Annotated in this window: 20 protein-coding genes; 15 read left to right on the plus strand and 5 right to left on the minus strand. The window is 59.3% G+C overall.

All coding sequences use genetic code 11. The features are described 5' to 3' along the window. The first annotated feature begins 422 nt into the window (after positions 1-422). The 12 genes from FIV05_RS12835 to FIV05_RS12890 all read left to right on the plus strand — a co-directional run bounded on the left by FIV05_RS12835 (position 423) and on the right by FIV05_RS12890 (position 17,824). Positions 423-1,025, plus strand: a complete 603-nt coding sequence (locus FIV05_RS12835) for a calcium-binding protein (RefSeq protein WP_152509810.1) — start codon at positions 423-425, stop codon at positions 1,023-1,025. A 100-nt stretch (positions 1,026-1,125) separates the two neighbouring features. Beyond that, positions 1,126-3,336, plus strand: a complete 2,211-nt coding sequence (locus FIV05_RS12840; RefSeq protein ID WP_152509811.1) for a glycosyltransferase family 2 protein — start codon at positions 1,126-1,128, stop codon at positions 3,334-3,336. Beyond that, positions 3,333-4,172, plus strand: coding sequence for a class I SAM-dependent methyltransferase (locus FIV05_RS12845; protein ID WP_152509812.1), 840 nt, complete (start codon positions 3,333-3,335; stop codon positions 4,170-4,172). The genes FIV05_RS12840 and FIV05_RS12845 overlap by 4 nt, the downstream gene beginning before the upstream one ends. Then, positions 4,172-5,428: a glycosyltransferase family 4 protein gene (locus FIV05_RS12850; RefSeq protein ID WP_152509813.1), complete on the plus strand. Its 1,257-nt coding sequence runs from the start codon at positions 4,172-4,174 to the stop codon at positions 5,426-5,428. The genes FIV05_RS12845 and FIV05_RS12850 overlap by 1 nt, the downstream gene beginning before the upstream one ends. Positions 5,429-5,438: 10 nt before the next feature. After that, positions 5,439-6,233, plus strand: a complete 795-nt coding sequence (locus tag FIV05_RS12855; RefSeq protein WP_152509814.1) for a hypothetical protein — start codon at positions 5,439-5,441, stop codon at positions 6,231-6,233. A 6-nt stretch (positions 6,234-6,239) separates the two neighbouring features. Continuing rightward, on the plus strand, positions 6,240-8,501 hold the full coding sequence (locus tag FIV05_RS12860) for a hypothetical protein (protein WP_152509815.1): 2,262 nt from the start codon (positions 6,240-6,242) through the stop codon (positions 8,499-8,501). Further along, positions 8,498-9,835 (plus strand): glycosyltransferase family 4 protein, encoded by a 1,338-nt coding sequence (locus FIV05_RS12865; RefSeq protein WP_152509816.1) that lies wholly within the window; start codon positions 8,498-8,500, stop codon positions 9,833-9,835. The genes FIV05_RS12860 and FIV05_RS12865 overlap by 4 nt, the downstream gene beginning before the upstream one ends. Positions 9,836-9,854: 19 nt before the next feature. Continuing rightward, positions 9,855-11,042, plus strand: coding sequence for a polysaccharide pyruvyl transferase family protein (locus FIV05_RS12870; RefSeq protein WP_173013833.1), 1,188 nt, complete (start codon positions 9,855-9,857; stop codon positions 11,040-11,042). A 234-nt stretch (positions 11,043-11,276) separates the two neighbouring features. After that, on the plus strand, positions 11,277-12,806 hold the full coding sequence (locus FIV05_RS12875) for a DUF6212 domain-containing protein (protein WP_152509818.1): 1,530 nt from the start codon (positions 11,277-11,279) through the stop codon (positions 12,804-12,806). 6 nt (positions 12,807-12,812) lie between these two features. Continuing rightward, complete coding sequence (locus FIV05_RS12880; protein WP_152509819.1) at positions 12,813-15,614, plus strand: glycosyltransferase; 2,802 nt, start codon at positions 12,813-12,815, stop codon at positions 15,612-15,614. 41 nt (positions 15,615-15,655) lie between these two features. Next, a complete protein-coding gene (locus FIV05_RS12885) occupies positions 15,656-16,999 on the plus strand; it encodes a polysaccharide pyruvyl transferase family protein (protein ID WP_062487535.1) in 1,344 nt (447 codons plus the stop codon). A 15-nt stretch (positions 17,000-17,014) separates the two neighbouring features. Further along, positions 17,015-17,824 (plus strand): glycoside hydrolase family 16 protein, encoded by an 810-nt coding sequence (locus FIV05_RS12890; protein ID WP_152509820.1) that lies wholly within the window; start codon positions 17,015-17,017, stop codon positions 17,822-17,824. A gap of 76 nt (positions 17,825-17,900) precedes the next feature. On the opposite strand, the gene galE is transcribed toward FIV05_RS12890, so the two are convergent. After that, positions 17,901-18,929: a UDP-glucose 4-epimerase GalE gene (galE, locus tag FIV05_RS12895; protein ID WP_152509821.1), complete on the minus strand. Its 1,029-nt coding sequence runs from the start codon at positions 18,927-18,929 to the stop codon at positions 17,901-17,903. Between the two features lie 285 nt (positions 18,930-19,214). On the opposite strand from galE, the gene FIV05_RS12900 reads away from it, so the two are divergent. Then, complete coding sequence (locus tag FIV05_RS12900) at positions 19,215-19,745, plus strand: ABZJ_00895 family protein (protein ID WP_152509822.1); 531 nt, start codon at positions 19,215-19,217, stop codon at positions 19,743-19,745. A gap of 149 nt (positions 19,746-19,894) precedes the next feature. Here FIV05_RS12900 and FIV05_RS12905 read toward each other — a convergent pair whose 3' ends face one another. From FIV05_RS12905 to FIV05_RS12920, 4 genes are all read right to left on the minus strand, one after another. After that, a complete protein-coding gene (locus FIV05_RS12905) occupies positions 19,895-20,128 on the minus strand; it encodes a hypothetical protein (RefSeq protein WP_152509823.1) in 234 nt (77 codons plus the stop codon). A 150-nt stretch (positions 20,129-20,278) separates the two neighbouring features. Then, positions 20,279-21,178 carry a hypothetical protein gene (locus FIV05_RS12910; protein ID WP_152509824.1) on the minus strand — a complete coding sequence of 300 codons (900 nt, stop codon included), beginning with the start codon at positions 21,176-21,178 and terminating at the stop codon, positions 20,279-20,281. Further along, positions 21,175-22,011 (minus strand): hypothetical protein, encoded by an 837-nt coding sequence (locus tag FIV05_RS12915; protein WP_152509825.1) that lies wholly within the window; start codon positions 22,009-22,011, stop codon positions 21,175-21,177. Before FIV05_RS12915 ends, FIV05_RS12910 begins: the two co-directional genes overlap by 4 nt. Before the next feature lie 17 nt (positions 22,012-22,028). Then, entirely contained in the window at positions 22,029-23,342 is a 1,314-nt protein-coding gene (locus tag FIV05_RS12920; protein WP_152509826.1) for an oligosaccharide flippase family protein, read from the minus strand. A 245-nt stretch (positions 23,343-23,587) separates the two neighbouring features. Here FIV05_RS12920 and FIV05_RS31585 point away from each other — a divergent pair, with 245 nt between their 5' ends. Together FIV05_RS31585 and FIV05_RS12925 are read left to right on the plus strand one after the other, a co-directional pair. Next, positions 23,588-23,764 (plus strand): hypothetical protein, encoded by a 177-nt coding sequence (locus FIV05_RS31585; protein WP_023003345.1) that lies wholly within the window; start codon positions 23,588-23,590, stop codon positions 23,762-23,764. A 50-nt stretch (positions 23,765-23,814) separates the two neighbouring features. Next, entirely contained in the window at positions 23,815-24,492 is a 678-nt protein-coding gene (locus FIV05_RS12925; protein ID WP_152509827.1) for an SDR family oxidoreductase, read from the plus strand. Positions 24,493-24,494: the final 2 nt, after the last annotated feature.

A 24,494-nucleotide genomic window follows, 5' to 3' on the forward strand; every position in this document is an offset into this window, starting at 1 on the left:
GTGCGAAAATTACACCTTTAACGCGATTAGTGCGTTGCAAAACTACCATGTCGTTCATTTTCACGGCGAGGCGGTTGAGTGCTGTTTCGGCATGAAGTGCGGGCGGTTTCAAGCATCTGAAAAATCGCAGAAATTGGATTTCAATCTATGGGGGATCATGTGGTTTCAATGATTTTGTTTTGAATTTCGAAATAAAATAAACGTAAAGGAATTGTATTTTCGAACTACTATTAAATGAAAAGTAGAATTAGTTTATCTCCTTCAAAATATTGCCTTATTTTTTTCACTATTCGTCCCTTTGAAGAGATTAGTAATTGTGTATTGTACTTCTCGCGCTGCGAAAATACGGGGTTTGTGCAGTGCGGTGTGCCGCGGTTCGCGGGGCGTCAAATGTAACGAGGCGAACTTCAGGAGTTAGCTACATGGCCACGATTGAAGGCAGTGCTTTTCAGGATTTCCTGCAAGGTACAAATGCTCAGGATTTCATATTCGGATTGGGCTCATCGGATGTTCTGCTCGGCAATGAAGGGGACGACTTCCTCTTCGGCGGCCAAGGTGGAGATCTGATCGTCGGCGGAGAGGGTGCCGACAAAATTTTCGGGCAAGGTGGCGAAGACGTCATTCTTGGTGGTGAAGGCAGCGATACCATCTTCGGCGGAGCGGGCTCCGACTACATCGAAGGCGGTGCCGGCGGCGACATCATTTTCGGTGGCGAAGGAACCGACATCATTGACGGCGGTGCCGGCAACGATCTGATGTTCGGTGGCGGCGACCACGATGTCTTCGTGTTCTCCGGCGGTGGCGGCAACGACATCGTCATGGATTTCCAGGTCGGCGATCTGGTGCAGATCTCGAGCAACATCAACGATACCGGTGTTTCCTCTGCTGCCGATGTCGCCGCACGGGCGACCCAGGTCGGCAACAACACGGTCATCGATCTCGGCAACGGCGATACCGTCACGCTCAACAACGTCGATGCCGACGATCTTCAGGACAATCCTGACGGCTACATCGTCGTTTCCTGATGATCCCGCACCCGGGCACGCGGTCGTCCCGTGTGCCCGGGTACCGGCCTTTGGCCTGTGGCCGTCCGCAACTCAGGTCTTAAAACAGTGATGGACAAAGATGCTCGAGACCCTGGGCAAATACGCCGAGGCGGACTTTGAGTCCCCGCATTACTTCCAACTTACGCCGGAGGTTCTTCTTCTTGTCTGGGATCCGGCGCATCAGGTAAATGCTGCGCCCCGGCTTGTGGAGCAGGGCGGTCAGTCCTTCGGCTCCATTGCGAGTGTCCGGCTGAACCGGCTTGATGGCCGGTCGCGTGTCGTATGGGCTGTTTCGCTGAAGGAAAAAACCAGGCTTAGTCTGAAGTTGAGCGCCGGCGCGGTCGGGTCCGAGGCGACGCTTTCTGTCGACGCCGCAAAGCCTGGTCCTGCCGCCGATGCCTTTGCCATTACCAACGGGCTCAGTCAGGCCGCCTGCGCCGTTTTCGTCACGACTTTCCTGAGCGCCTGGTCCGGCATGTTCCGGCTGGGGCGTTCCCGCAGTTTCGTCAATTTTGCAAGAGAGCTGCTGCGCTCCGTCAATGATGCGCCACCGGTTGTGGATGCCGTCGCGAGCATCGGTTCCGTCCGGTTGCTGGAAACCCTCATCAACAGCGACAGCACCGACATCAAAACGGCGGTCGTGATCGGTGATACGGGTGTTCTGCGGCTGGACAGCGGAACGTGCAACACGCCCTACAACGGCGGCAAGAGCAGATTGTTCATCGGTGCGGTCGACATGCCGCAGCCGCCTGCCAACGGTTTTCTGGTGCTGTCCGGAAGCTGGGGTCTGGCGATCCGGAAACTGGCGACGGACAACGTGAAGCGCACCGTCGGTGCATGGTGGGCTACCAATTCGCGCAAGCTGCCGGAAGTGCGGGACTACCTGGTGTCGGACGTCGGCGCCAAATCCGATGAGGCGCGTGCAGCCATAAGGGACCTGCAGGTGAGCGATCCCTTGCCGGCGCGCCGTCATGGTTTGCTGTCAGAGACGGGCTCCTTCTGTGCGGTGGAAACAGCTGTCGCCTGCGAAGCCGGTGTCCTGGTCGGTGGCTGGCTGCGCGATCCTGCCCGTGTCTATCAGGGGCTCGATATTCTTGCCGGTGACGCCGGTCCGGTTGCGCTTGAGCTACACACGTTCGATGGCGTTCTGCCGGAAACCCAGGGCGGTTACGCGATAAAGCGTTTTGTCGCGTTTGCACCGGTCGGCAGGGCGCTTCAACACAATCTGCAGCCCCGGTTCGAAGTCCGTTTGGCATCGGGTGAGCGGGAACTGCTGGTGCCGCCACCGCAGCCGGGTGACATCCCCGACACGAGGGCGAAGGCGCTTTCCGTCGTGACACCGCGCCATGCGAGCGACGAGGTTCTGGCGACCTGTCTGTCGAATGTCTTGTCCGATATCCAGTCGCGTTTCCGGCAATCCGTCGGTGAACCGTCCGAAGTTCTGTTCGGCAAACCGCTTGCCGATCCGACCGTGTCGATCGTGATCCCGCTTTACAAGGTGTTCGAGTTCATCAAGGCGCAGCTTGCGGCGTTTTCCGCCGACAGCTGGCTGGCGGAGAACGCCGAGGTGATTTTCGTGCTCGACTCTCCCGAGCAGGTAACCCATGTGGAGGACCTGCTCGCCGGGTTCCATCTTCTTTATGGCCTTCCCGTTCGACTCGTCGTGATGGAACGTAACGGCGGCTATGCGCTTGCCTGCAATGCAGGTGCGGAAGCGGCGCGCGGGCGCTATCTGGCGATGATCAATTCCGATGTCGTGCCGGTCGAGGCCGGCTGGCTCGAACAGCTGTGTGCCAGCCTGATGATGGACGAGCGGGTCGCGGCTGTAGGTGGCAAGCTGCTCTATGCAGACAACGCCATTCAGCATGCCGGATTGAAGTTTATCCAGGACGACAAGGGCCGCTGGTTCAACCATCACTACTACAAGGGCTTCCCGCGTCAGTTTCCGGAAGCCAGCACCTCCCGCGAGGTGCCGGGGGTAACCGGTGCTTGCCTCGTTCTGTCGAAAGCCGATTTCGAGACGGTGGGAGGGTTCACGACGGACTTCATCGTCGGTGACTACGAAGACAGCGACCTGTGCCTGAAACTCCGCAAGTTGAATCGCAAGATCTACTATCTGGGCGACGTCGAACTCTACCACTTCGAGCGTGTTTCCATTCGCAAGAACGAAGACTACACGCGCGGTGTCGCCTCTCAATACAATCGCTGGCTCCACCAGTCCCGCTGGCAGGACGACATCGTTGCCCTGATGGAAGCTGCGGAGCGGCGTGAAAAAGGGCTGAGTGCATGAATTCGCCGGTTCTCATCAAGGATGCCACCAGTCTGGTCACATCCCCACTCGGCAGTGAGCGGATTGCAGACCTGCAAGGTTACATCGGCCGTAACAGGTTCCTGCCGGTTCCCCCGAGCGAGGACAACTTCGTCGGAGATGGTGACTATCTTGCCATCGGCACGGAGTTTCTGGGCCACTTTATCGACCTTGGGGGCTTGCGCGCGCATGAGCGGGTGCTTGATGTCGGTTGCGGCATTGGCCGGATGGCAGTGCCCCTGACCCAGTATCTGGATCCGGACACCGCCCGGTATGTGGGTATCGATCCGGCATCGGCGGGCATTCAATGGTGCACGCGCAACATCGGGTCGGTCTATCCCAATTTCCGGTTCATGCATCTCGATATCGCCAACGCTCTCTACAATCCCGACGGCTATATCCGCGGCACGGAGATCGCCCTGCCGTTCGCCAACGGCTCGTTCGATTTCGCCATCATGACCTCGGTGGTCACACATCTGCCATCGGAAGAGATCCTGCCCTATTTCCGCGAAATCTCGCGCCTCATGGAGCTGGGAGGCAGGCTGTTTCTGTCGGCTTTCGTGATTGCGCCGGACCGCGGGGAAGGCTTGATCCCGCGTGTCGCGTTCCGACGCGACGGCGAAGGGCCTGCCTGGTACGGCAACCCGCAAGCGCCGCTCGCAGCGGTCGCCTTCGATGATGGTTTCCTCGACAGGGCGTTGGAGACAGCCGGATACGAAATCGCCCTGAAGCGGTTCGGGCACTGGCGTGGCGGCAACGGGGCTCCGCATTACCAGGACTTTTTCGTTGCCGTGAAAACGTCGCGGGGGGTGTCCTGATGCGGATCCTTGTCTTTGCACATAATCATCCGGACCTTCACCCCGGTGGAACGGAGACCGTCGCGCTTGACCTGGCCAGGGCCTATCGCAAGGCCGGGCACCAGTCGCTGTTTGTCGGTGCGACCAACCACCTGCACCGCGAGCCGCATCCGGGTACCAGCTTTCAGGCGATCAGCGACAGCGGTGACGAGTTGCTGATGTGGGCCGGTCATTTCGACCGGTTCAACATGAGCCAGATCGATCTGCAAGCCTTTGTGCCGGACATGCGGACACTGCTGGAAAGCTTCCGGCCGGATGTGGTCCATATCCACCATCTGCTGCTGTTCGGTGTCGAACTGCCGGTTCTAATCCGCCGGGTGCTGCCCGACGTGCGCATCGTTATGACGCTGCACGACTATTACGCGATCTGCGCCAACGACGGCGTTCTGATGAAAAGCCCGGACGAAGCCTGTGCTGCGCTTGGGGCGGGAGGACTGTGCAAATGCCTGCCCGAAGCAAAGCCGAACGACATGCGTCTGCGCGAGCGGTTCATCAAGACGCATCTGGAAGCCGTCGACGAGTTCGTATCTCCAAGCGCGTTTCTGCGTGACGTCTATGTGCGCTGGGGCCTGCCCTCGGAGAAAATCAGGATCATTCGAAATGGCAGGCCGGACGCAGCGCTGGCCAAGAGCCGGTCGGCTGACGACACGCCCAAAACCGTGTTCGGCTATTTCGGAAACCTGACCCCCTGGAAGGGCGTCGAGGTTCTGCTGCAGGCGGCAAAGCTGTTGGTGGAAAAGGACATGGAATTCGAGCTGCGGGTTCATGGCGGTGCTCCCTTCCAGAACCAGGAATTCGTCAAACGCATCGAAAAGCTGTTCGAGGAAACCGCACCCAGAGTGCAGCGCCTGGGGGCTTACAAACCTGATGATGTCGCCGGTCTCATGGCGCCCGTGGACTGGGTCGTCGTGCCTTCTCTGTGGTGGGAAAACGCACCACTGGTCATTTCCGAGGCACAGCAGCACGGACGGCCGGTAATCACCAGCGGTGTCGGCGGCATGGCCGAGGCTGTCAGGGACGGCGTCGATGGCCTGCATGTGCGCAAGAACGATCCGGTCGGCCTGGCAATCGCGATGGCGACAGCTGCCGGAGATGCCGCGCAGTACCGGAAACTTGCAGCCAACATCCGCAAGCCGCCGTCCGTCAGCGCTGTTGCCGAACAATATCTGCGCCTGTTTGCCGACCGGCAAACCGCGGCGCGTGAACCTGCTGCCTGAGGAAAACGGAATGAGTGTAACCCCTCTTGAACAGGTAAAGCCCGGATCGGACGCCAAGCCGCCGCAAGCTGTTGCGGAGGCCAGGGAACAAGCCGTTTCCGCGCGGCTTCAGGGGCGTGTCGATGCATTTGAAAACGGCCGGCTGCTCGGCTGGGCCTGGGATGCGTCGAGCCCGAGCGACCGCATGACCATCCACGTCTTCCACGACGGTGAGCGAGTTCTCAGCAAGGTTGCCGAAACCCAGCGCATCGACTTGAAGCGCAACGGCATCGGTGACGGTCATTATGCGTTCGACATCGAGTTGCCCCAGGCCGTTGCCGCAGCACCTGGCGGTCTGACTGTTGTGGCGGAAACCCCCAAGGGGGAAGCGCAACTGAAGCTGCCGCGCCCGAGCGCAGAAGAACGCGCTGCGGAAGCTGCCGTCGCCATGCCTCTGGCTGTGGTGATGGAGAAAGTCGACCGGCTGATCGTGGCGCAGCGCCAAAGCGCTGTTGGCCAGCGTGATGCAACGGCGGTCTTGCGCGAGACGGTAAAGCGGATCGATGCGCTGGCATCGAACGAAGGCGAACTTGGCGAGGCCATGTCCCTTCTGAAAAACGGCCAGGGCGACCTCTCCCAGAAGGTCAAGGAACTGGAAGTCTTTCTGCTGCGTTTCGATACGACGCTGAAGGGTTTCGATGACCGGTTGAAGGTCCTTGGAGAAAAGAGCCGCAACAACCTCAAGGTTCATATCCTGCTGCTGGCGATCCTTCTCGGGTTTGTCGGGGGCATGCTGTTTGCCGCCGCGGGCGGTCTCTGGAGGTAAGGAACGATGGAGCCTGTCGTCACCCTGGAAGGCGTGAAGAAGCTGCCCGCGAGAGCAGAGCGGCAGGCACCTGCGCTGAAGGCGCAGGGGAGCGCAGGGGCGCAGGTTCCGCTCGACGGTCATTCGGTTCTTTACGTCAACCTCGACCGCGAAACGCTGTTGATCGCCGGGGTGGGGGAAGCCTTTGCCGGCGGAGTGCCGGCTATCCTCAACGAAGACCCGAAGATGGTCGTGCCCTGCTCGGTGACGGTGCTGCCAGCCGGAAACGGCCTTTCGGGAAAAAAGCGTCCGTTCATCGCAATCCTGTCTCCGGTGCCAGGTTCTGCCTCCCGGCCTGACCGGGTGACGATCCGCAGCCAGGGGCATGCCTACCCCTATGGCCTCAGGCATCAGGCAGAAGATCTCAAGAGCTTCCTCAACAGTGTCGGTGAGCTATCACCTCAATCGGTGCCCGATATCGTTGACGGCCTGGTCCAGGCATTGCTTGGCGCGGGAACCACACCTCAGACAATGCAGACAGCCGCCAGACTTGTCGATGCTGTCGCGGGACGCGACGGTTTCATCGAGGTTCTGGGTGTCTTCGACGCCGGAGATATCTACCTCCAGGGGTGGGCCAAGGGCATGCCGGTGGGTACCAGCCGGGTGTTTGTTTTCGACGGCGCATTGAAACTCGGTCAGCTGGCCGGAAGTCTTTTCGAGCGCAAGGACACCGGTGGCAAGGCGCATGGTTTTGCCGGTTTGCTCGAGGTTGAGGGCGGTCTTGATACCGCGCAACTTCGCAAGGTTTTCTTCCGTGGCCGCGCCGGATGGAGCGTGGTCGAAGTTCATGAACACAGGACGATGCCGCCGGCCCGGGCTCTTCCCTCCCACATACGGGCCCTTCTGCCGAAGCTCTCCCCCGCGGGTGACGGCAGGGCCCGGCTGGAGCTGGCGGGCCGGCGGTTCGATGGCCGGGAAACGGTTAGCGAGCTCGACGTCCCGGTTCGTGTCGGTATCGATTTCAGCGCTTCACTGGATCGGGCCGGCGTCCTGTTGTCGGGCTGGCTGCTTAATCCGGAAGACCGTGTCGAGTCGGTCTTCCTGCGTTCGGGTTGCATGAGTTGTCGCCTCGACACGCGCTGGACGACGCAGCTGCGGCCCGACGTGACAAGCGCTTTCGAAACATTGTCACCCTTTCTGAACGGGCCGGATGCACTGCAACGGCACGGGTTCCTTGTTCATGTACCTGCCGAGGAAATGTCCGGCACCGAGGGTACGTATCTGGAGATCGTGCTGAAAGATGGCAGGTCCGCCTTTGCTCCGCTGGCCCTTGGCAGGGCTTCGCCGCGTTCCGCGCTAAGGCGACTTCTTTCCGGGCTGGATCCGGCAACGGCATTCCGTCCTGACTTTCTGGAGCGCCATCTTCTGCCGGTGTTGCAGGCCAATGATGCGCCCGAACCAGTCATCGTCGAGACGATCGACTTCGGGGCCGTGGATGAAAACGCCGCTTTCGCCCTTGTGATCGGTCTCGACGGAAATTTCGAGAAGTCACGTGTCCTGCTGTCGCTGTGTGCGCTTGATCCGCTGCTGCGGAGCGCGCCGGTGGTCCTGGTTGCCTCGCAGGATGATGCGCTGGAGCAGGTTGAAGACTTCAGGCAACTTGCCGGTTTCTACGGTCTCGCCGTCCGCCTGGTGCTGGCGGACCACGTCGAGGACGCGCTCGATGCGCTTCAGGCGGGCGTCGAGGCCTCACCGGCGGAGACGGTTGTTTGCCTGTCTTCGGGTGTGTTGCCGCGCGGTCCGGGCTGGCTGGAGCCGCTGCTTGCGGCGTTTCAGGCACAGGATGCTACCTGTATTGCAGCCCCCACGCTGCTCTATGAAGACGAAACCATCAGATGGGGCGGCGCCTGGATCGAGCCGGAAGACGGCCGCTTTCTGTTGAAGCAACATTATCTCGGTTACCCGCGCCGGACACTTCATGGCGCGGATGTCAGCCCTGTTGCCGCGGCACCGTTTGATTGCTGTGTGCTGCCGAGGTCGGCCCTTGCGGAAGCGGGGGGCTTTTCAAGGAAGTATCTTGGCACGGACGAGAAAGGGCTCGATGCCGCCCTGCGGCTGAAACTGTCGGGCATCGGTTCGCTCTGGGTGCCTCAGGTGGAGATGATCCACGCCGAGGACGGTCGCCCGGGAGAGCGATCCTGGAAAAAACTGGTTTCCGAACTCGATCGCCGCAGTTTCGAGCGAACCTGGTCTCCATTTCTTGCTGACCTGGCAGAGGATATCCGATGACGGCTGTTCACGAGGAAAGAACACCTTCCAAGGCCGCGGCGCTGCGCGTGCTCGTCATTTCTCACGGCCATCCGACACTGTCACTCGGCGGCGCGGAAGTGGCTTCCTACAATCTGCACCAGGGTCTGAAGGCCCTGCCGGGAACACAATCGTTCTTCCTGGCGCGGGTTGGTGACGGCTATCCGCGGCACGGCCAGTCCGCGTTGATGGGGGTCGATGACGCCGATGACGAGCTGCTTTTTCACGCCGACGACTACGATCCGTTCCTGGTATCCAACCGCAACACCGGAGACCTGCACAGGGACCTGCGGCGGTTTGTGCGCACCCTGCGTCCGGACGTGGTGCATTTCCATCATTTCATCGGCTTCGGGCTAGAGACACTCTACACGGTGCGCGACGCCTTGCCGGACGCCACCATTCTGGTGACTTTCCACGAGTTCCTGTCCATCTGCCATCATCATGGGCAAATGGTCAAAGCAGGTGGCCACAAACTCTGCGAGGCGGCCACGCCGATTGCCTGCAACGGCTGCTTTCCGGAGATTTCGCCGGCCAGTTTCCTGCGCCGGCGGCAGTTCATCAAGTCCATGCTCGGGCTTGCCGATGGCTATATCTCGCCCAGCCGTTTCCTGGCGGACCGCTATGTCGCCTGGGGGCTGCCGGCGGACAAGATGACCGTAATCGAAAACGGCCTGAACGTGAGCGAGCAGGCGGCGCAGCGCTCCGTGGCAGCCGGTGGCCGGCGGAACCGTTTTGCGTTCTTCGGCCAGATGACGCCCTACAAGGGGGTGGATGTACTTCTGGATGCAGTCCAGCGAGTTCCCGAAAGCATCTGGGGGGAAGATGCCACGCTGACCATTCATGGCGGCAATCTTGAACGTCAGCCCGAAGCGTTTCGCAGTCGAATTTCAGAGCTTCTGGAAGCGGCCGGATCGCGCGTGCGTTTCGCCGGCAGCTACCAGAACAAGGATATGCCGTCGCTGATCCGGCAAACGGACTGGGTGATGATGCCGTCCGTCTGGTGGGAGAACTCACCTGTGATCATTCAGGAAGCGTTCTTCCATGGGCGACCGGTTATCTGCAGCGGCATCGGTGGCATGGCCGAAAAGGTTCGCGACAAGGTCGATGGACTGCATGCCCGGCCGGCAAGCCCGGAAGACCTGGCGGACCGCATGGCCGAGGCCTTGCGCGATCCGGGTCTGTGGCAGCGTCTGCGGACGGGCATCAGACCACCCAAAACGCATCTCGAAAGTGCCGGCGAGCACGTGACCCTTTATCGCGAGGTTCTAGATGGCGGCCTCGCGTCTCGTCCCGGTGCCCTCAAGCAAAGCGCCTGAGAAGACAAAGGAATATGGAATGACACGCGTTCTGGTGATGATACCGTCCGGCGAAGTCTACGATCACAACAATGTCCGCTGGTACAGCCATCAGGACATTCAGCGCAACCTGAACCACTATCACAATATCGGCGATGCCTTCGTTTTCGATTCCTCGCTGAAACTGCTGAAGTACGACAGGCTCGAAACCCTGACGATCCGCGAATTCAACCCGGCGGAAGTCGACCGGTTGCGGGACGAATTCGACTATGTCGTGTTGCGCGGGTCGAACTACATTCACGGCGAGATGGATTGGGAAATGGCGGAGCAGGTGCTGCGCCGGCTCGGGCTTCCGGTTCTGGCTTTCGGGATTGGTGCCCAGGCGCCGGTCGACGGCAAGCTTGTGCTGTCGGATGCCACGAAGAATGTCCTGCGCCTGATTGCAGGTTCGACGACATCTGTCGGCGTTCGCGGTGCCTACACCGCCGAGGTGCTGGAAGACATCGGAATTTCCAACACGCGAATCATCGGTTGCCCGACGGCATTTCGTCACAACGACCCCGGTCTGAGGATCACGCTGCCCGAGATCGACCGCATCCGGAAAGTCGGCCTGACCGTGCGGCGCGAAGTGTCGCCGGCATACGCCAGGGATATCCGGCAGTATCTCTCGTTCCATCGCGACCTGATCAAGTCGGTTGCGGCCCGCTTCGATACCGTTCTGATGGCGCAGGGCGAGCTGGAGGAAAAGAAGCTGGTACTTGGAACGCCTGCGCAAAAGGACCAGGCGATTTCCTCGCTTCGGGAGAATGCCTGGGTTGGCGAGTGGTATCTGGACGACGACATCGAGTGCCTCTACCGCAACTCCATGTTCTATTCCGACGTTGTTGCGGACTATGATGCCTGCGTCAAAGCCTGCGACCTGGTGCTCGGCTATCGCCTCCATGGCAACCTGATGGCTTTGGCCAATGGCGTCCCGGCGCTTTATTTCACCTACGACAGCCGCACGCGCGAATTTGCGGAGACGTTCCGAATCCCGAGCTTCGACGTCTTCAGCGAGAAGGTGTTCCGCCTGAGCGACTATTGGGATCAGGGCCTCTTTGACCGGTTCAACCGGGCCTATGAGGCCACCTATTACGCCATGGGTGACTTCCTGAGCGAAAACAATGTGCCGCATGTCATGCGGGAGCGTGCGCCGGTGCGGCAGCGGAAGGTGGTGGCTCTCATGTGATTTGATAAGAATATCATTTCGAATTTTGAAGTATTTTATTCGTATTATTTGAGTAATATTGCGATAGAAATTCATCTATATTTTGTGAAAAGCAATAAGTAGATAAATATATTTACATAATTCTATGTTGCGCCGCATTATTGTCACAAACAAACATAAATCTTGTGCATGTATATTAGTTGAGCAAGCGGATCTCCGGCAGGGGGACGCTTCACAGTTCAGATGGGGGCTTGCATGACAGTCGTGGCTACACAAGACACGTTTCCCGTTCACAACGCTACGCGTGAGATGCTGCTGCTGAAGGAGCTGACCTTGATCGTCGTGGGCGTATCAAGGCAGGACATTCCCGGGCCGTTGCTCGAGGCGGTCAAGACGGTCTGGTTCGAGGGTGTCGAGGACGACTACGCCCTGTTTTCCGACGAGAGCGCCGGCCGTTACCAGGTGTCGGAAGCGCCGCTTCTGCCACTGGCCGTGATCGTGGATCCGGCTGCAATGGATGCAAAGGACGAACTGCACAAATGGATGCAGCAACGCGGTGTGGTTCAGTTGCCACCGGTTATCGGTTGGGGTCGTGGCGGTGAAGTGGAGGCTGTTTCCTCGATGGTCGGGCTGGTTGCCGATCATGTGAAGTCGGGTGCGCGGCGCCTGGTTCTGTCCAGCAAGGAACTGAAGACACTTCGCAGCCTGAACGACGACCTGCAGAACCGGTTTGCCGCACTTGAAGCGTTCCTCAACCGGCATGGTCTGCAGCCGCTGGATCTCCTGTTCAGCAACGAACCGGCCGAAAATCCGCTCAATCCGAATGTGCTGGCAAGTGCGTCTGTCGATGGTGTCAGTCAGATCCTGCCGGTGCCGAGTTCGGGTGTCAGCGGAGTGGCGGTGCATGTCGAACAAACCGGCAGCCGTCCCGACATCAAGCTGCGTGCCCAGTTGATGACGCTGGAGGACCAGAGGATCGTCGATACCTGGCATTTCTCCAGTGGCGATCTGTCCACGGGTTGGAACATCTTCGGCCTGTCGCGCTCGACTGCGGGCCTGCGCAGAACGCTGGAATTCCGCATGCAGGTTGAAGAGACCGAGGACGAGGTACCGCTTCTGTCCGTCGGTGGTCTGCAGCCGGTCGAAATGTTCCATGTGCGCGATGCCGCCAACGGCTTGTCGGTCCTCAAGAACAGCCTCGCCCTTCAGGTGTGGGGTGGCATTCCGGGTGTTTCCATGCCGCCGCATGCCAACTACATTCCGGCTCAGTCGCAACAGGTGAACCTGGACGAAGGCTTCCGCGACATGCCGATCGCCCCGGGCATCCTGGAGCACGCAAGCCTTGCCAATTCCGATGAGGTGTCCTTCGATTTCGAAGCGATCATGCCGTTGCCGACGGAACGGGCCATCGGCTGTCACCCGCCTGCGGAAGGCATGACCATCGGGCAACTTCCGGCAGCTTGTCCGCCGCAGGTGATCCGCATGTCCGCCAAGGCGTTCATCGACAACAGCCGCGCCGCCGATATCGATTTCGCCATTGTGGTTGCCAAGGACCTTGGCGCGGCCAAGGCGCTCTTCAAGGAAGAACGTGAACAGTCGGTCGGCGAGGCGTTTTCCGGCTGGAAAACCGTTAGCTACGGCGAGACGGCACATCTGAGCGCCTTTGCAGGTGAACGGATCGGGGTCTGGCAGAATGTCTATTTTGCCACAAGGATGAACGAAGCGACCGGTAACGATTTTGCCTGGGCGAAATTCGCCAACTTCCGCGCTGTCGTGAGCGGGTAGGCCGGCATGCTCCAGCACACTGGTTCAAGACCGGGCTTGCCGAATGTGCGTTACGCACAGTTCGGCGGTTCCGGCACGGCCTCGGCCACGGTCGCCATTGTCATTCCGGTCTACAAGCACTCGGTCCTTCTGACCGAGGCCATCGACGCGGCATTGGCCCAGCAGGCGCCGTTCAACATCGCGGTCGTGATCGTTGACGATGGTTGTCCCTTTCCCGAAACGGGGCAAACGGGCCGGGCCTATGCGCTCGCCTACGACAATGTCTATTACCTGCGGAAGGCCAACGGCGGTCTGAGTTCTGCGCGCAACTACGGCATCGACTTTGCCCTGCGCAGCTTCTCCGATCTGGAAGCTGTCTATTTCCTGGATGCCGACAACCGGATCACCCCTTCGGCGATCCGCGTTCTTCTCGACTTCATGAAATCCAGTGACGGTGTGGATTGGGTCTATCCCAATATCGACAAGTTCGGGATCGAGTGGAACGGCAACTATACGGCGGAATATTCGCGCCTTCTGCACGTTACCTTCGACAATATCTGCGAGGCCGGCAGCCTGGTCTCCAGATCCCTCCTCGACGCCGGGGTTCGTTTCGACGAAAGCATGAAGTCCGGCTTCGAGGATTGGGATTTCTGGCTGCAGGCGATTTCTCACGGCTTCAAGGGAGCGAACTATCCCTTCTTCGGCTTCGAGTACCGCCAGCGCGCCGAAAGCATGTTGCGCGATTCCAACCGAACCCGTGACAGCATCCTTGGATACATCAAGGACAAGCACAAGAAGCTGTTCTCCACCGAGACGCTGCTTGGCTGGGAGCACGAGGAAGCGCCGCGGTTCGTTGCATTCGGAGCAGATACCTACCTGGTCGATCTCTTCACCGATCCTGTCGTTGCGCACAAGAAGCGCAGCATCGAGGAATTCGTGAAGACCTTCTGGGCAGCGCAGGCCGAACCGGAAACCTACGGTGTGCCTCCGTTCTGGCTGTGGATGTCGCCGGCACACAGGGAAGCGCTGAAAAGCTGCGGTCTGCTGCACAACGTCTTGTGGCTGACCGAGCGCCTGTCGGCGTCCCATCATTTTGTCGCGCTTCGGTTCGAAAGCGACAAGGACCGACTGGCGATCGAGGTGAACGAGCTGGGCGAAGGCAAGGAGCTTGCCAAGAAGCCGCTTGGCTGGATGTGTTCGCTCGACATCATGAAGCAATGTGTCGAGGACAAGTCCGACGACTGGATCCGGACATTGAGAGGTGCCAATCCGGCACCGAAGATAGCCGAAGTCGTCGTGCGTGGGCCGTTCTCGGCGGAAGACATTCAGGGCACCGCCCTGTCTGCCACCAACAGCCTTCTGGCTACGCTGGGGGCCTTGCGCGAGTCCGGCTATCGCCACGGGCCCGACGAACGCTGGATCTGGCGTTCTGCCTATTTCCCGAACCGCAGCAAGTATTTCGAGCTGCTGCGGCACAGTGCGGGGGCAGCCCCGATCATGCCGCGTCTTGGCCGTGAGGGCGCGCCCCTCAGGGTCGGTCTGTTGTTGCCGATCGCCACGTTCGGCGGTGTCGAGAAAGTTGCCTACGCGGCTGCCCGGGTTCTGAAAAAAGCCGGGTGCGAAGTCCACCTCTATGTGTTCGGAAAGCCGGTCTACAACCACATTTCCGACAACGACGGGGTGTTCGACACCATCAACTTTCTGGCCGACGACTATCCTCTGTGGGGTGGTCCCAACATGTTCTCCGGCCACGAGTTACTGATGGGGCATGACGAAAACGCGCGGGCCGAACAGGTTCTCGGGTTCCTGTCCGGCCTTGATGTGGTGATCAACAACCAGCTTGCCCCGGCCAATGCCATTTTCGGCGAACTTCGCCGGCGCGGGGTCAAGGTCGTCAACTACGTGCATGTGCTGGACAGTTCCGAACTCGGCCGTCCGGCTGGCCATCCCTACCTGACGCTTGCCTATGAGCACATCTACGACAGTGTGCTGACCTGTTCGCGGGACATGGCCGAGTGGCTGCACGGCATGGGCGTGCCTGTTGCCAAGCTGCTTCATATTCCGAATGCCGCCGGTTACCCGATGGCACCGGAAGAGGCCAAACGGCTGTCGGACAACCGTCAGCAAGACCGCGATGGTCGCCTGCGGGCCGTGTTCCTGGGCAGGCTGGACAGGCAGAAAGGCATCGAGCGGATCTTTGCTGCGGCTCGTGCCCTGAAGCGCAAGGGTGTCGACATCGACTGGCGCATCGTCGGTTCCGACGTCATGGACGCCGGGGCGGGCGGTTCCTGGAAGGAGCGGTTTGCCGAACTTGGTATCCGCGTCGATCCGCCGATCTATGACAGTCGCAGGCTCAGCCGTTTGCTGGCCTGGGCCGATGCCTTCGTGTTGCCGTCCAGATGGGAAGGTGCGCCGCTCACGATCATCGAGGCACAACGTCTTGGCTGTGTGCCTGTTGCCACCGATGTGGGGGCCGTAAGCGAGCTGATCGAGAACAAGGTTGACGGCCTGTTGCTGCGCTCTTCCGACGATGGCGTGGTGACCCATGATCTGATCACCGCGCTCGAAACATTGGCAAAGTCGGAAAGGCTGCTTCGAACCCTTTCGGCCAACGCGTCGCAGCGCAGTGCAGAGCGCAGTTGGGAAAAGAGCCTGCAGCCGTTCTTGCGGCAATTGCACAACTGGTTCCCGGATCGCCTGCAAAGCATCCGCCGAACCAAGGCGCCGGTGGCGCAGATTTCCAGTTCATCCGAAACGACCGTCCGAGGGAGTGCCGCTGACGGAGCAACGCTCTGGCAGCAACGCGGACGTCAGACGTCCGTCCGGTAATCGAAGGGCCCGAGCCCACATTTTTGAAAGGTGCAGTTCACATGAAGAAGCTCTTCGTTCTCAACGGCGGCGCTGCCGTCAAGCCGGGCAACAAGTCGGCATTCCTGAAAATCGATGATCCCCTGTCGACCTTTGCACGCGGCGGGATCAACACAGGCGACGTTCTCGTCTATGACGCGATGTTGAAGGCACTTGCCTACGACCAGATCACCAACGTGCAGTTCGCCCATGCGGCCGACGAAAAACTCTGGCCGACCGACGATTATGACGCCACCGTCATTCGCGGATCCAACTACCTCACAGAGACGGTCGATATCGGCAATGTCATTCCGCTCCTGAAGAAGCTCAAGGGACCGATCGTCCCGGTGGGTGTCGGCGCCCAGGCGGCGAAATACAAGAAGCTGGAAATGCCGAAAGGCAGCATCGAGGCCTGGAAGATCATCGCCGACAAATGCGAAACGATCGGCGTACGCGGTGTCTACAGCGCCGAGGTCTTCAACGACATCGGCATCAAGAACATCCGGATCATCGGCTGCCCGAGCTTCTACCGCAATCTGAGGCCATCCATCGAGATCAAGCCACTGGATCCGGCCAACGCTCGTGTCGGCCTGACGCTGAACAAGTATCTTTCCGCCGACTATGCGTCCAACGCCACCAAGACCAACCGCATGCAACGGGCGCTCATCGAGGCTGTGGCCAAGCGGCCGGCCAATCGTCTCTATTCCCAGGGCGAGCGCGAGGAAACGCTGGCAATCTTCGAGACCGGCGAAGCCAAGCAGAAGCACATCCGTTCGATCCTCGGAAAGTACAATCTGGAGGGCGACAAGGATGTCGAGGCGCTGATGAGCGAGCGGATGCAGGCATTCTTCGACGTTGATGAATGGGCGGCAGATGCGCGGGACAATGTCGATGTTCTGGTCGGCTTCCGCCTCCACGGCAACGTCATCGGCCTGCACCAGGGCATTCCCGCCGTGTTCTTCACCTACGATTCCCGCATTCGCGAATTGTCGACGCTGTTCGCGATCCCTTCCGTCGAGATCGAAGACTACATGCCGATCAACCTGGAAAAGATCTTCGAGAGCGCCGACTTCTCCAAGGTTCAGCATGTCTACCGGCTGAATTATGCCGAGTACCATCGCTTCCTCACCGAGAACGGCCTCAACCATGTGCTCGCAAAACCGGTGGCCTCGCCGCCTGAGCAGCCTCTGGTCAAGCCGAACCTTGTGAAGATCGACCAGACGACCGAGGAAGTAACCGACTGGTTCCGGGGCGAGGTCGATTTCATGACCGGTGAGATCGAGACCTTGCGCAGCCGTGCGTGGAACCTGGAGTTGAAGCTTCGCGAGAAGACATCGCCGGACGCCGGCGCGAAACTGGCGAGCTGACCGGTTCGCGGGATCATGACACGACCCGGACCTGTGTTGAGCCGTCGCCGGTTTCTGACCGGCGTGGCAGCCGGTGGCATGGCGGGTGCGGCGCTTCTTGCGTCGCCCCGCAGCTTGCTGGCTCTGACCTCGAACGACCTGCCTGCCCCTCTGCAGCGGATGGACGGCGACTGGCAGTTGACCTTCCAGGATGATTTCGACGATCTCCACCGGTTTCAGCAAACCTGGGACCTCATGCGGATCGGAGGGGACGGTCATCCGACCATGCGCTACCCGAGAAACGTGGTGATGCGGGAAGGCGAACTCGACCTCAAGCTCGGCCATCAGGCCGATCCGAAACGGCCTTTCACGGGAGGCTACGTTCGGACCCGGACCTTCCGCCAGACCTACGGCTATTTCGAGTGCGAGATGCGCATCGCGCGCGAGGCCGGTGTCAACAATGCCTTCTGGCTGATATCCGACCGCGAGACGGAGGGCGACACACATTTCGAGCTGGATGTGGCCGAAGTCAAATATCCGAACATCGTTCAGGTTTCAGCCCGCCGGTGGCGCCCGGAAAAGAAGGTGCTTGCCGCAAGTTACCGGGCGCATATTCGGCTGGACGACACCTTTCACCGCTATGGGATGCTCTGGACCCGGCAGGGATTTCGATTCTACGTCGACGACATGGAGGTCTTTGACGCACCCAACGATTTCGCTCACACGCCAGCGCTGTTACTTCTCAGCAATGCGGTCGCGCCCTTTGCCGGCAAGAACGATGGTGACGTTGCCGGAGCTGCAACCAGCATCCGCACCGTGAGAGTGTTTCAGAACACTACAGCCTAGAAACGAGTGGCATCTGCCAATGAATTGAGCCGGCAAGACCGCTTGCCGGCTCAAACATGTCAGGCGTCAGAGTTGATCAGGCGACGGTTTCGTAGCCGCGCGGGTTCTTGCAGACCCAGTTCCAGGTGTCGCGGCACATGTCCTCAAGGCCGCGCTCGGCCTTCCAGTTGAGCAGTTTTTCCGCAAATTCCGTGTTCGCGAAACACTGCGCCACATCGCCTTCCCGGCGGGGAGCGATGGAGTAGCGGATCTGTCTGTTGGAGGCTCGCTCGAATGCCTTGACCATCTCCAGCACGCTGTAGCCGTTGCCGGTGCCAAGGTTGACCGCAAAACAATTCGACGGGGCGGAGCCTGATCCGAGCACTTCATGTGCCCTAAGATGACCTTCGACCAGATCGATGACATGGATGTAGTCGCGGATGCCGGTACCGTCCGGCGTGTCATAGTCGTTGCCGAAGACCGAAAGCTCCTCCCGGCGACCGTCCGCGACCTGAGTGATGAACGGCATGAGATTGTTCGGGATGCCTTGCGGATCTTCGCCCACCAGCCCGCTTTCATGCGCGCCGACCGGGTTGAAATAGCGCAGGATGCCGAAGCGCCAGGAGGGGTCGCTCGCAGCGACATCGCGCAGCATTTCCTCTATCATCAGCTTGGTGCGGCCGTAGGGATTGACCGCGCTCGTCGGGTGATCTTCGGTCAGGGGCAGGAATTGCGGGTCGCCATAAACGGTCGCCGAGGACGAGAAGATCATTTGCTTCACGCCGCAATTGGCCATCGCCGACAGCAGGCGATGAGTTCCCACGACGTTGTTGTCGTAATAGGCGAGGGGGATCCTGGTGGATTCACCAACCGCTTTCAGGCCGGCAAAATGCACCACTGCCGTACAGCGGTACTGCTTGAGGATTTCCTCCATCCGCGACTGATCCCGGATATCGGCTGTTTCCAGAGATACCTTCGCGCCGGTGATGGCCGCTACCCGCTCGAGACTGACCTGGCTCGCGTTGGACATGTTGTCCACCACAACGATGTCGTGCCCGGCCTGAAGAAAAGCCACGCAGCAATGCGAGCCGATATAACCGGCACCGCCGGTAATGAGTACAGTCATCCAAACCTCTTTTGGCTTCGACGGAGAAAACGGAAAGGAAATTCAGCCCAGAATATCAAACGATTATTGTTGTTCGATGTCATGCATTCATCAGTATTTGTTGGGCTGAAATAAGGCCTCAAGATCGAGGCAAAATGAACATATTTTCGTGGCGTTTTGAAGTGTTACCTGGCGGTTTTGTCGTCAATGCAAGTGGTTCTGGAAATTACAACTTAAGATTTAGCTTCTATAAGCCGGACGGCCGTCGCCGGAATTCTCCACTATGGAATGCCGGGGCGGGACCGCATGGGGCATGCTTTGCCTGTCCCGGTGCTATCAAAAAAGTGTTTTCAAGTTCTGGGGGCTATTGTGCAGAAAAGTGTTGGATTGGTAAGATTTGCGTTGGTGTTCACAGGGCTGTTGATCGCCCTGGCTATCTTCAGTGTCATTCTGGAAACTCTAACAGGCTTCAGCGTGAGCGGTTCGGTGAACCAGATTGGTGCCGTATTGGGCGCTTCAAGCGACGCAGGGCGACACTTTTACAAAAAGTACGAAATCATCCCCGACAGCGGTTTCGCCTGGCGGGCCGCTTTTCAGATGACGCTTGTTGAACTGGCCATTTCGGTAGCTATTGCCGGGGTGTTCGTATGGTTTCTTCTTTCGCAAGGCGAACTTGCGCACGGGCTCGGCTCCCTGATGGTCATTGTGGTGCCGCTGTTGATCTTTGTGTTCGCGATTTCCCTGGTTGCGAAACGGTACATGTTTACGAGCGGTGCTCGACATGCAGAGAAAGCCCACCTGAGAAAGCAGGAACAGAGCAGTACTGTTTTCGAGTGAGGTGGAAACCTGTCTGGAGACTTCGCAGGGCGCCGCCGCCTTCAGGTGAAAACCAAGGCGGCGGCGGCTCCAGTGGAGATTACCCGGTCGGACGTCCGGAGCATCGATACAGGGTTCAGTGAGGCAGGCAGCCCAATGGCAGCTTCGTGTCAGGCAGCCGCGAAGGTGACCTTCACGCCGCGCTGGCGAAAGTAGGCTTGCATGAGCTTGCGTCCGGAGCGGTTGTTCTGGACGAGCTTTGCCGGATCAAAAACGGCTTCCTTCTGGCCCTCGCGTTTCAACGCTTCCTTGAGAGCAGCGATATGCAGGTCGATATCTTCGTTGTCAGCCTGCAGGGATTCATAAACGCGGTTCGTTGCTTCCGCTACGGTCAGTTCGCTCAATGGTGCATTCCCGATATTGTTTGGCTGGCGATTACCATACTTTTCGACCTGATCCAAAGGGAGTTGATCCTTCCCAACCTGCACGGCTTCGGATGGTTGCTGGCAAGGCGGCGCAGGCACCACATTGCCAGGCTGGTAAATCTCAGCGCGCTACACCCACTGCGAAAGGGCGGCGCGAACATGGGGATCTCCATCGTCGCGGACCAGGCCGACATCCTCGGCGAGATGCTTGCTGTTGGGCAACAGGGATTGCCAGGCCAGTGCCCGCACCTGCGGCGTGTCATGATGTCTTGCAATGTCGCGCAAGGCCTCATGAAGATCGGTATCCCCCATTGCCGCTGCTGTTTCGAACAAGGCGCGCTCCTGCGCCTGTCGATCGACATTCCCGGCAATGAGTTTGCCGAAGACACCTTCCGGCGTTTCTTCCAGGGTCATCTCGTATTGCCGGCGGTGTGCCGGATAGGTCTTGGGCAGGAGCAGGTTGATCGACGCGGAGATCGAGGGCGCCGGGAGCTGCGTGTGAATATCGCGGCTGCCGTAATAGTACATCACCTTGCCTGGCGGCAGCCCGGTTTCCTCCTGAAACCTTAAGGGAACAAGTTCTCCCGGGACGCCGCGCACGCTCTCGTATTCGTAGTCATACAACTGGGTGCGGTACCCGGGACCGAAAGCGCCGACCGTGAAGAAATCGAAGCTGTGATCATGGGTTTCGTAATAGGAAAAGATTTCGGGGGGATGTTGAGGGCTTGGCGGCATCCACAGGACGGCACGCAGGGAATACCCGTCGCCCTTGTGCAGCATCAAGGTTGACGGTTTGAAATCGTTGTCGACCTGGTAGTTCAGAAAATCCGCCAGACCATCGACAAGCAGACCGCGCAGCACATCGGGATCGCGTGCCAATGCAGCCATCCATTCGGCAACGCGCGACATTGCTTCCGGAGTGTAGCGGGAGGCGCGAAGATCCGGAACAATGCCCGATGCCTCCAGCCTTTCAACGAACTGATCAAGTGTCAGGATTTCTTTCCCTTCGGGAAAATATGTCTCGGTCATGCCGCATCCCCGTCCATCGTTCTTGCAAGGGTTGCTCGCGCCGCTTCGCGAAGCGACGCATCGCGGTCGCTGTGCGCCATTTGGTGCAAGGCGGTGAGGGCCTGCTGTGGCGCACAGCGATGAAGCAGCTTCAAGGCATCCCAGCGTGCAAATCCCGCCATGTTCGAATGCACCATTTTGGCCAGTGGTTCTTCAAGTCCGTCGATCTGTTGCATGGCCTGAAGCAGTTGGAGAACCATCTGCATGCGTGAGGCATGCAGATCGGTACTGACCTGCTGCAGTGGCTCCAGTGTCTCGCGGTCGAAGGTCCAGGTGCTGTGGGCCCGGGGTGGGGAATGCACGATCAACAACGGCGCAATCGGCGTGGCGGCTGCAATGTCGATGATGTCGCCGAACGCCGGGGCGTCATAGACGTCATGTGCCTTCAGCACGAGGTCGCTTTCCCGGCGCTTGAGGCTGGGCGGGCGTTGATGAAGGTTGTTGCGATCCAGCCCGCACTCCAGCCGCGGTATGTGCACGTCATTTGGTGACAGGTTCAACACGAAGGCATCAAACTCGTTGGCGGTGTAGACCGGTTGCCGGCCACCTTGTCCACTGAAGCGCAGCATCAGGCTGAACTGATCGGTCCGGCACAGGTAGACGTTGCCTTCCCGCTGTGCCGGCAAGCTGCCGCGTTCGCGCACAACGTGCAGCAGATCCAGCAACAGGCCGTTTATGCGTTGCGGATCGAGTGACCGCAGAATGCTGCCCAATTCGATGAATGAATCTATTTCGCCAGAAGGTGGGGTAAGGGCCTCGATCAAGTGTTGATATGGATTGTCTGTCTTCATCATCACACCTCCGCGTTGTTTCAAATGACGCTCAGGGGACGGATCTCCGGAAGCCGCCTTCGAGCAAAAGCATAGGATATCAAACCCTTGCCCGCCAAGACCAAACCGGTCACGGCGGCCATGCCGTTGTATGAAAAGAGGTAAGTGGCGATGAACCCGCCCCCGAGCACGATAACGAGACTGACCGTCGAGATGCGGGTCGCGACCTGTTCGTGCCCCATGGTCTGCAGCATCACGACGGACTGCCGCGTCAAGGCTTCAATGAAGGCTCCGGCAGCAACCATCGCGAGTGCGGTCGTTGCTTCGGAGAACCCCGGGCCAAATGCATTCAGAATGAAATGTCCACCGATAAGCATTCCGGCCAGGAGCAGCGAGCAGGCCCCCAGGACGACGGCATTCGACTCGTTGATTGCCTTTTGCAATTTGGGACATTGCGACCGGTCATCGGCGGCAGCACCGCACAAGGGGCGGATCATGAAGGATATGGTGGTCGGGACAAGCTGCATGATACGCACCACCAGCAGGACTGCCGCATACAAACTTGTGGCGGCTTCGTTCGGCGAGGCGATTTCGACGATGAAGAGGTCGAGGTGCCACAACATCAGTGAATTGACCCGCATGATCAGCATTCGATTGCTGGTCCGTGACCAGGCCCTGTGGTGTTCGGGGGATGCGCCCCGCGCCGGTGTCCACCATGCACCGTATATCTCGGGCTCAACGGTCCGAAAGATGACGGCATGCAGGAGCCCCAGGAACACAAACGATACCACGAGGATGCCGATCATGACGCTGCTGCTCGAGACCGACAGCCGCAGCCCGTACACTGCCGCGGCGACACAGAAAAGCAGCACAAGATGAAGGACCAGCGAGCCCAGGATGCTCCCGGTTCGCGGGTACCCGCTGGCAACGAGATATCGGTCGGTCAGAAGCGACAGTGCGGCAATCGGGGCAATCCAGATACTGTGAAAAGCCAGATGGTACTCTTCGAAGCGCTTGTAATCGGCCAGGTGTGTTGCAAGTGCGATTGCCAGAAACACTGCATAGAATGACAGGATGATTGAAAAGCCGAAGCGTATCCGGCTGCGGTTCCAGGCACAGTAAGCCCGAATACCCTCGAGATTCACCGCCCGGCGCATGGTGGGAAGGTAGCGCGAAGCCACCATATCCGTTCCGGACAGTGACAGGGAGGCCAGCAGGGACAAGAGGGCGAATGCAACCTGATAGTCTCCGAAGAGCTCTGTCCCGAGTATGTTGGACAGAAGCAGGTTCGTCAGGAGAGCCAACCCGTAGCCGGCTATGCTGATGACGGCCAATTGCACCGGTCTCGATGTCATGCAGAGACCCGCCATCTCGGCATCCACGCCAAAACGTGCCGCTTTCGTTGAAATTCGAGCCCGTCAGTTGCCTTCGACACGCAGTCTTCCTGTTGATCGTTTCCGGTTGCAGATTATCAGTCTATCGCCGCCTGACAGCTGAAGTCGCTTTCAGAAAATTCACCACATCGCGAGATCGCTCTGGACAATCTAGTAGGTATGAGTGCAGGATTGAAACTGCAAATTGCAAACAAGGAGCACTAGATATGTCTGAAGCGAAAGCAAATATCGAGCGCAATACCGAAGTTGAAGCCGACATCGAGTTTGTCGATCCGTCGGAAACCGTTGCACTTGCCGGCTCCACGCCGCGCCAGTTGACGGGGCAAGAAGCAGGTCGTGTGGTCGGATTTGGCTGCGACGAGGATAAAACCACAGGTCGCTGATACCGGGCCCGCCGTTTTGGCTTCCCGGTTGAATCAGTACCAATAAACGCATGTCACGAATTTTGCTGACAGGCGCAAGTGGTCGGGTTGGGCGAGCGTTGATCGAACGCCTTGCCAGCCCGGAATTCGAGTTTGCCCTGGTTGGGCGCAGTGCGGAGTCTCTTCGGCAATTGTCGGATGAGATACACGCCAGGGGCGGAACCGCCCATATCATTGAAGCAAATCTCTCTTCAAAAACCACACCCGAAACTGTTGTCCAGCAGGCGGCAACTGCAATGGGCGGGCTCGACGTCCTGATCCATGGTGCGGCTACATATGGGTTCCAGCCCTTCACTCCGTCTTCACCGGAGCTGCTGCTGCGCGTGCTGGAAACCAGTCTTCAGTCCGCTATCCTTCTGACCCACGCCGCCATTCCGGCGTTGAAGCTTTCAGACAACGCCGTCGTCGTGCAGATCGCCTCTACCGCCGGTGTTCAGCCCGTTACTGAAGCCGTTGTCTACAGCGCAGCCAAGGCGGGAATGATCGCGTTCGGCCAGGCCCTGCGGCCAGAGGTGGAGGGACTGGGTATTGCCCTGCACACCGTCATACCGGGCCAGTTGCAGCTTCAGCCCGGTGGCGCCGGGCTTCCGCCCGCACATGTTGCCCAATGCATTCATGAGCTGATCCTGCAGCGGGCAGCCGGTTGCGCCGGATCCGATGTCATTCTGGACGAGACGCCTTCCGAATAATC

The sequence above is a fragment of the Labrenzia sp. THAF191a genome (genome assembly GCF_009363335.1).
Taxonomy (GTDB): Bacteria; Pseudomonadota; Alphaproteobacteria; order Rhizobiales; family Stappiaceae; genus Roseibium; species Roseibium algicola.

Excerpts from the sequence above, each read along its gene's own strand:
- FIV05_RS12835 (WP_152509810.1), top strand. The coding sequence starts at position 423 with ATGGCCACGATTGAAGGCAGTGCTTTTCAGGATTTCCTGCAAGGTACA.
- FIV05_RS12840 (WP_152509811.1), top strand. The coding sequence starts at position 1,126 with ATGCTCGAGACCCTGGGCAAATACGCCGAGGCGGACTTTGAGTCCCCG.
- FIV05_RS12845 (WP_152509812.1), top strand. The coding sequence starts at position 3,333 with ATGAATTCGCCGGTTCTCATCAAGGATGCCACCAGTCTGGTCACATCC.
- FIV05_RS12850 (WP_152509813.1), top strand. The coding sequence starts at position 4,172 with ATGCGGATCCTTGTCTTTGCACATAATCATCCGGACCTTCACCCCGGT.
- FIV05_RS12855 (WP_152509814.1), top strand. The coding sequence starts at position 5,439 with ATGAGTGTAACCCCTCTTGAACAGGTAAAGCCCGGATCGGACGCCAAG.
- FIV05_RS12860 (WP_152509815.1), top strand. The coding sequence starts at position 6,240 with ATGGAGCCTGTCGTCACCCTGGAAGGCGTGAAGAAGCTGCCCGCGAGA.
- FIV05_RS12865 (WP_152509816.1), top strand. The coding sequence starts at position 8,498 with ATGACGGCTGTTCACGAGGAAAGAACACCTTCCAAGGCCGCGGCGCTG.
- FIV05_RS12870 (WP_173013833.1), top strand. The coding sequence starts at position 9,855 with ATGACACGCGTTCTGGTGATGATACCGTCCGGCGAAGTCTACGATCAC.
- FIV05_RS12875 (WP_152509818.1), top strand. The coding sequence starts at position 11,277 with ATGACAGTCGTGGCTACACAAGACACGTTTCCCGTTCACAACGCTACG.
- FIV05_RS12880 (WP_152509819.1), top strand. The coding sequence starts at position 12,813 with ATGCTCCAGCACACTGGTTCAAGACCGGGCTTGCCGAATGTGCGTTAC.
- FIV05_RS12885 (WP_062487535.1), top strand. The coding sequence starts at position 15,656 with ATGAAGAAGCTCTTCGTTCTCAACGGCGGCGCTGCCGTCAAGCCGGGC.
- FIV05_RS12890 (WP_152509820.1), top strand. The coding sequence starts at position 17,015 with ATGACACGACCCGGACCTGTGTTGAGCCGTCGCCGGTTTCTGACCGGC.
- galE (WP_152509821.1), bottom strand. The coding sequence starts at position 18,929 with ATGACTGTACTCATTACCGGCGGTGCCGGTTATATCGGCTCGCATTGC.
- FIV05_RS12900 (WP_152509822.1), top strand. The coding sequence starts at position 19,215 with ATGGGGCATGCTTTGCCTGTCCCGGTGCTATCAAAAAAGTGTTTTCAA.
- FIV05_RS12910 (WP_152509824.1), bottom strand. The coding sequence starts at position 21,178 with ATGACCGAGACATATTTTCCCGAAGGGAAAGAAATCCTGACACTTGAT.
- FIV05_RS12915 (WP_152509825.1), bottom strand. The coding sequence starts at position 22,011 with ATGATGAAGACAGACAATCCATATCAACACTTGATCGAGGCCCTTACC.
- FIV05_RS12920 (WP_152509826.1), bottom strand. The coding sequence starts at position 23,342 with ATGACATCGAGACCGGTGCAATTGGCCGTCATCAGCATAGCCGGCTAC.
- FIV05_RS31585 (WP_023003345.1), top strand. The coding sequence starts at position 23,588 with ATGTCTGAAGCGAAAGCAAATATCGAGCGCAATACCGAAGTTGAAGCC.
- FIV05_RS12925 (WP_152509827.1), top strand. The coding sequence starts at position 23,815 with ATGTCACGAATTTTGCTGACAGGCGCAAGTGGTCGGGTTGGGCGAGCG.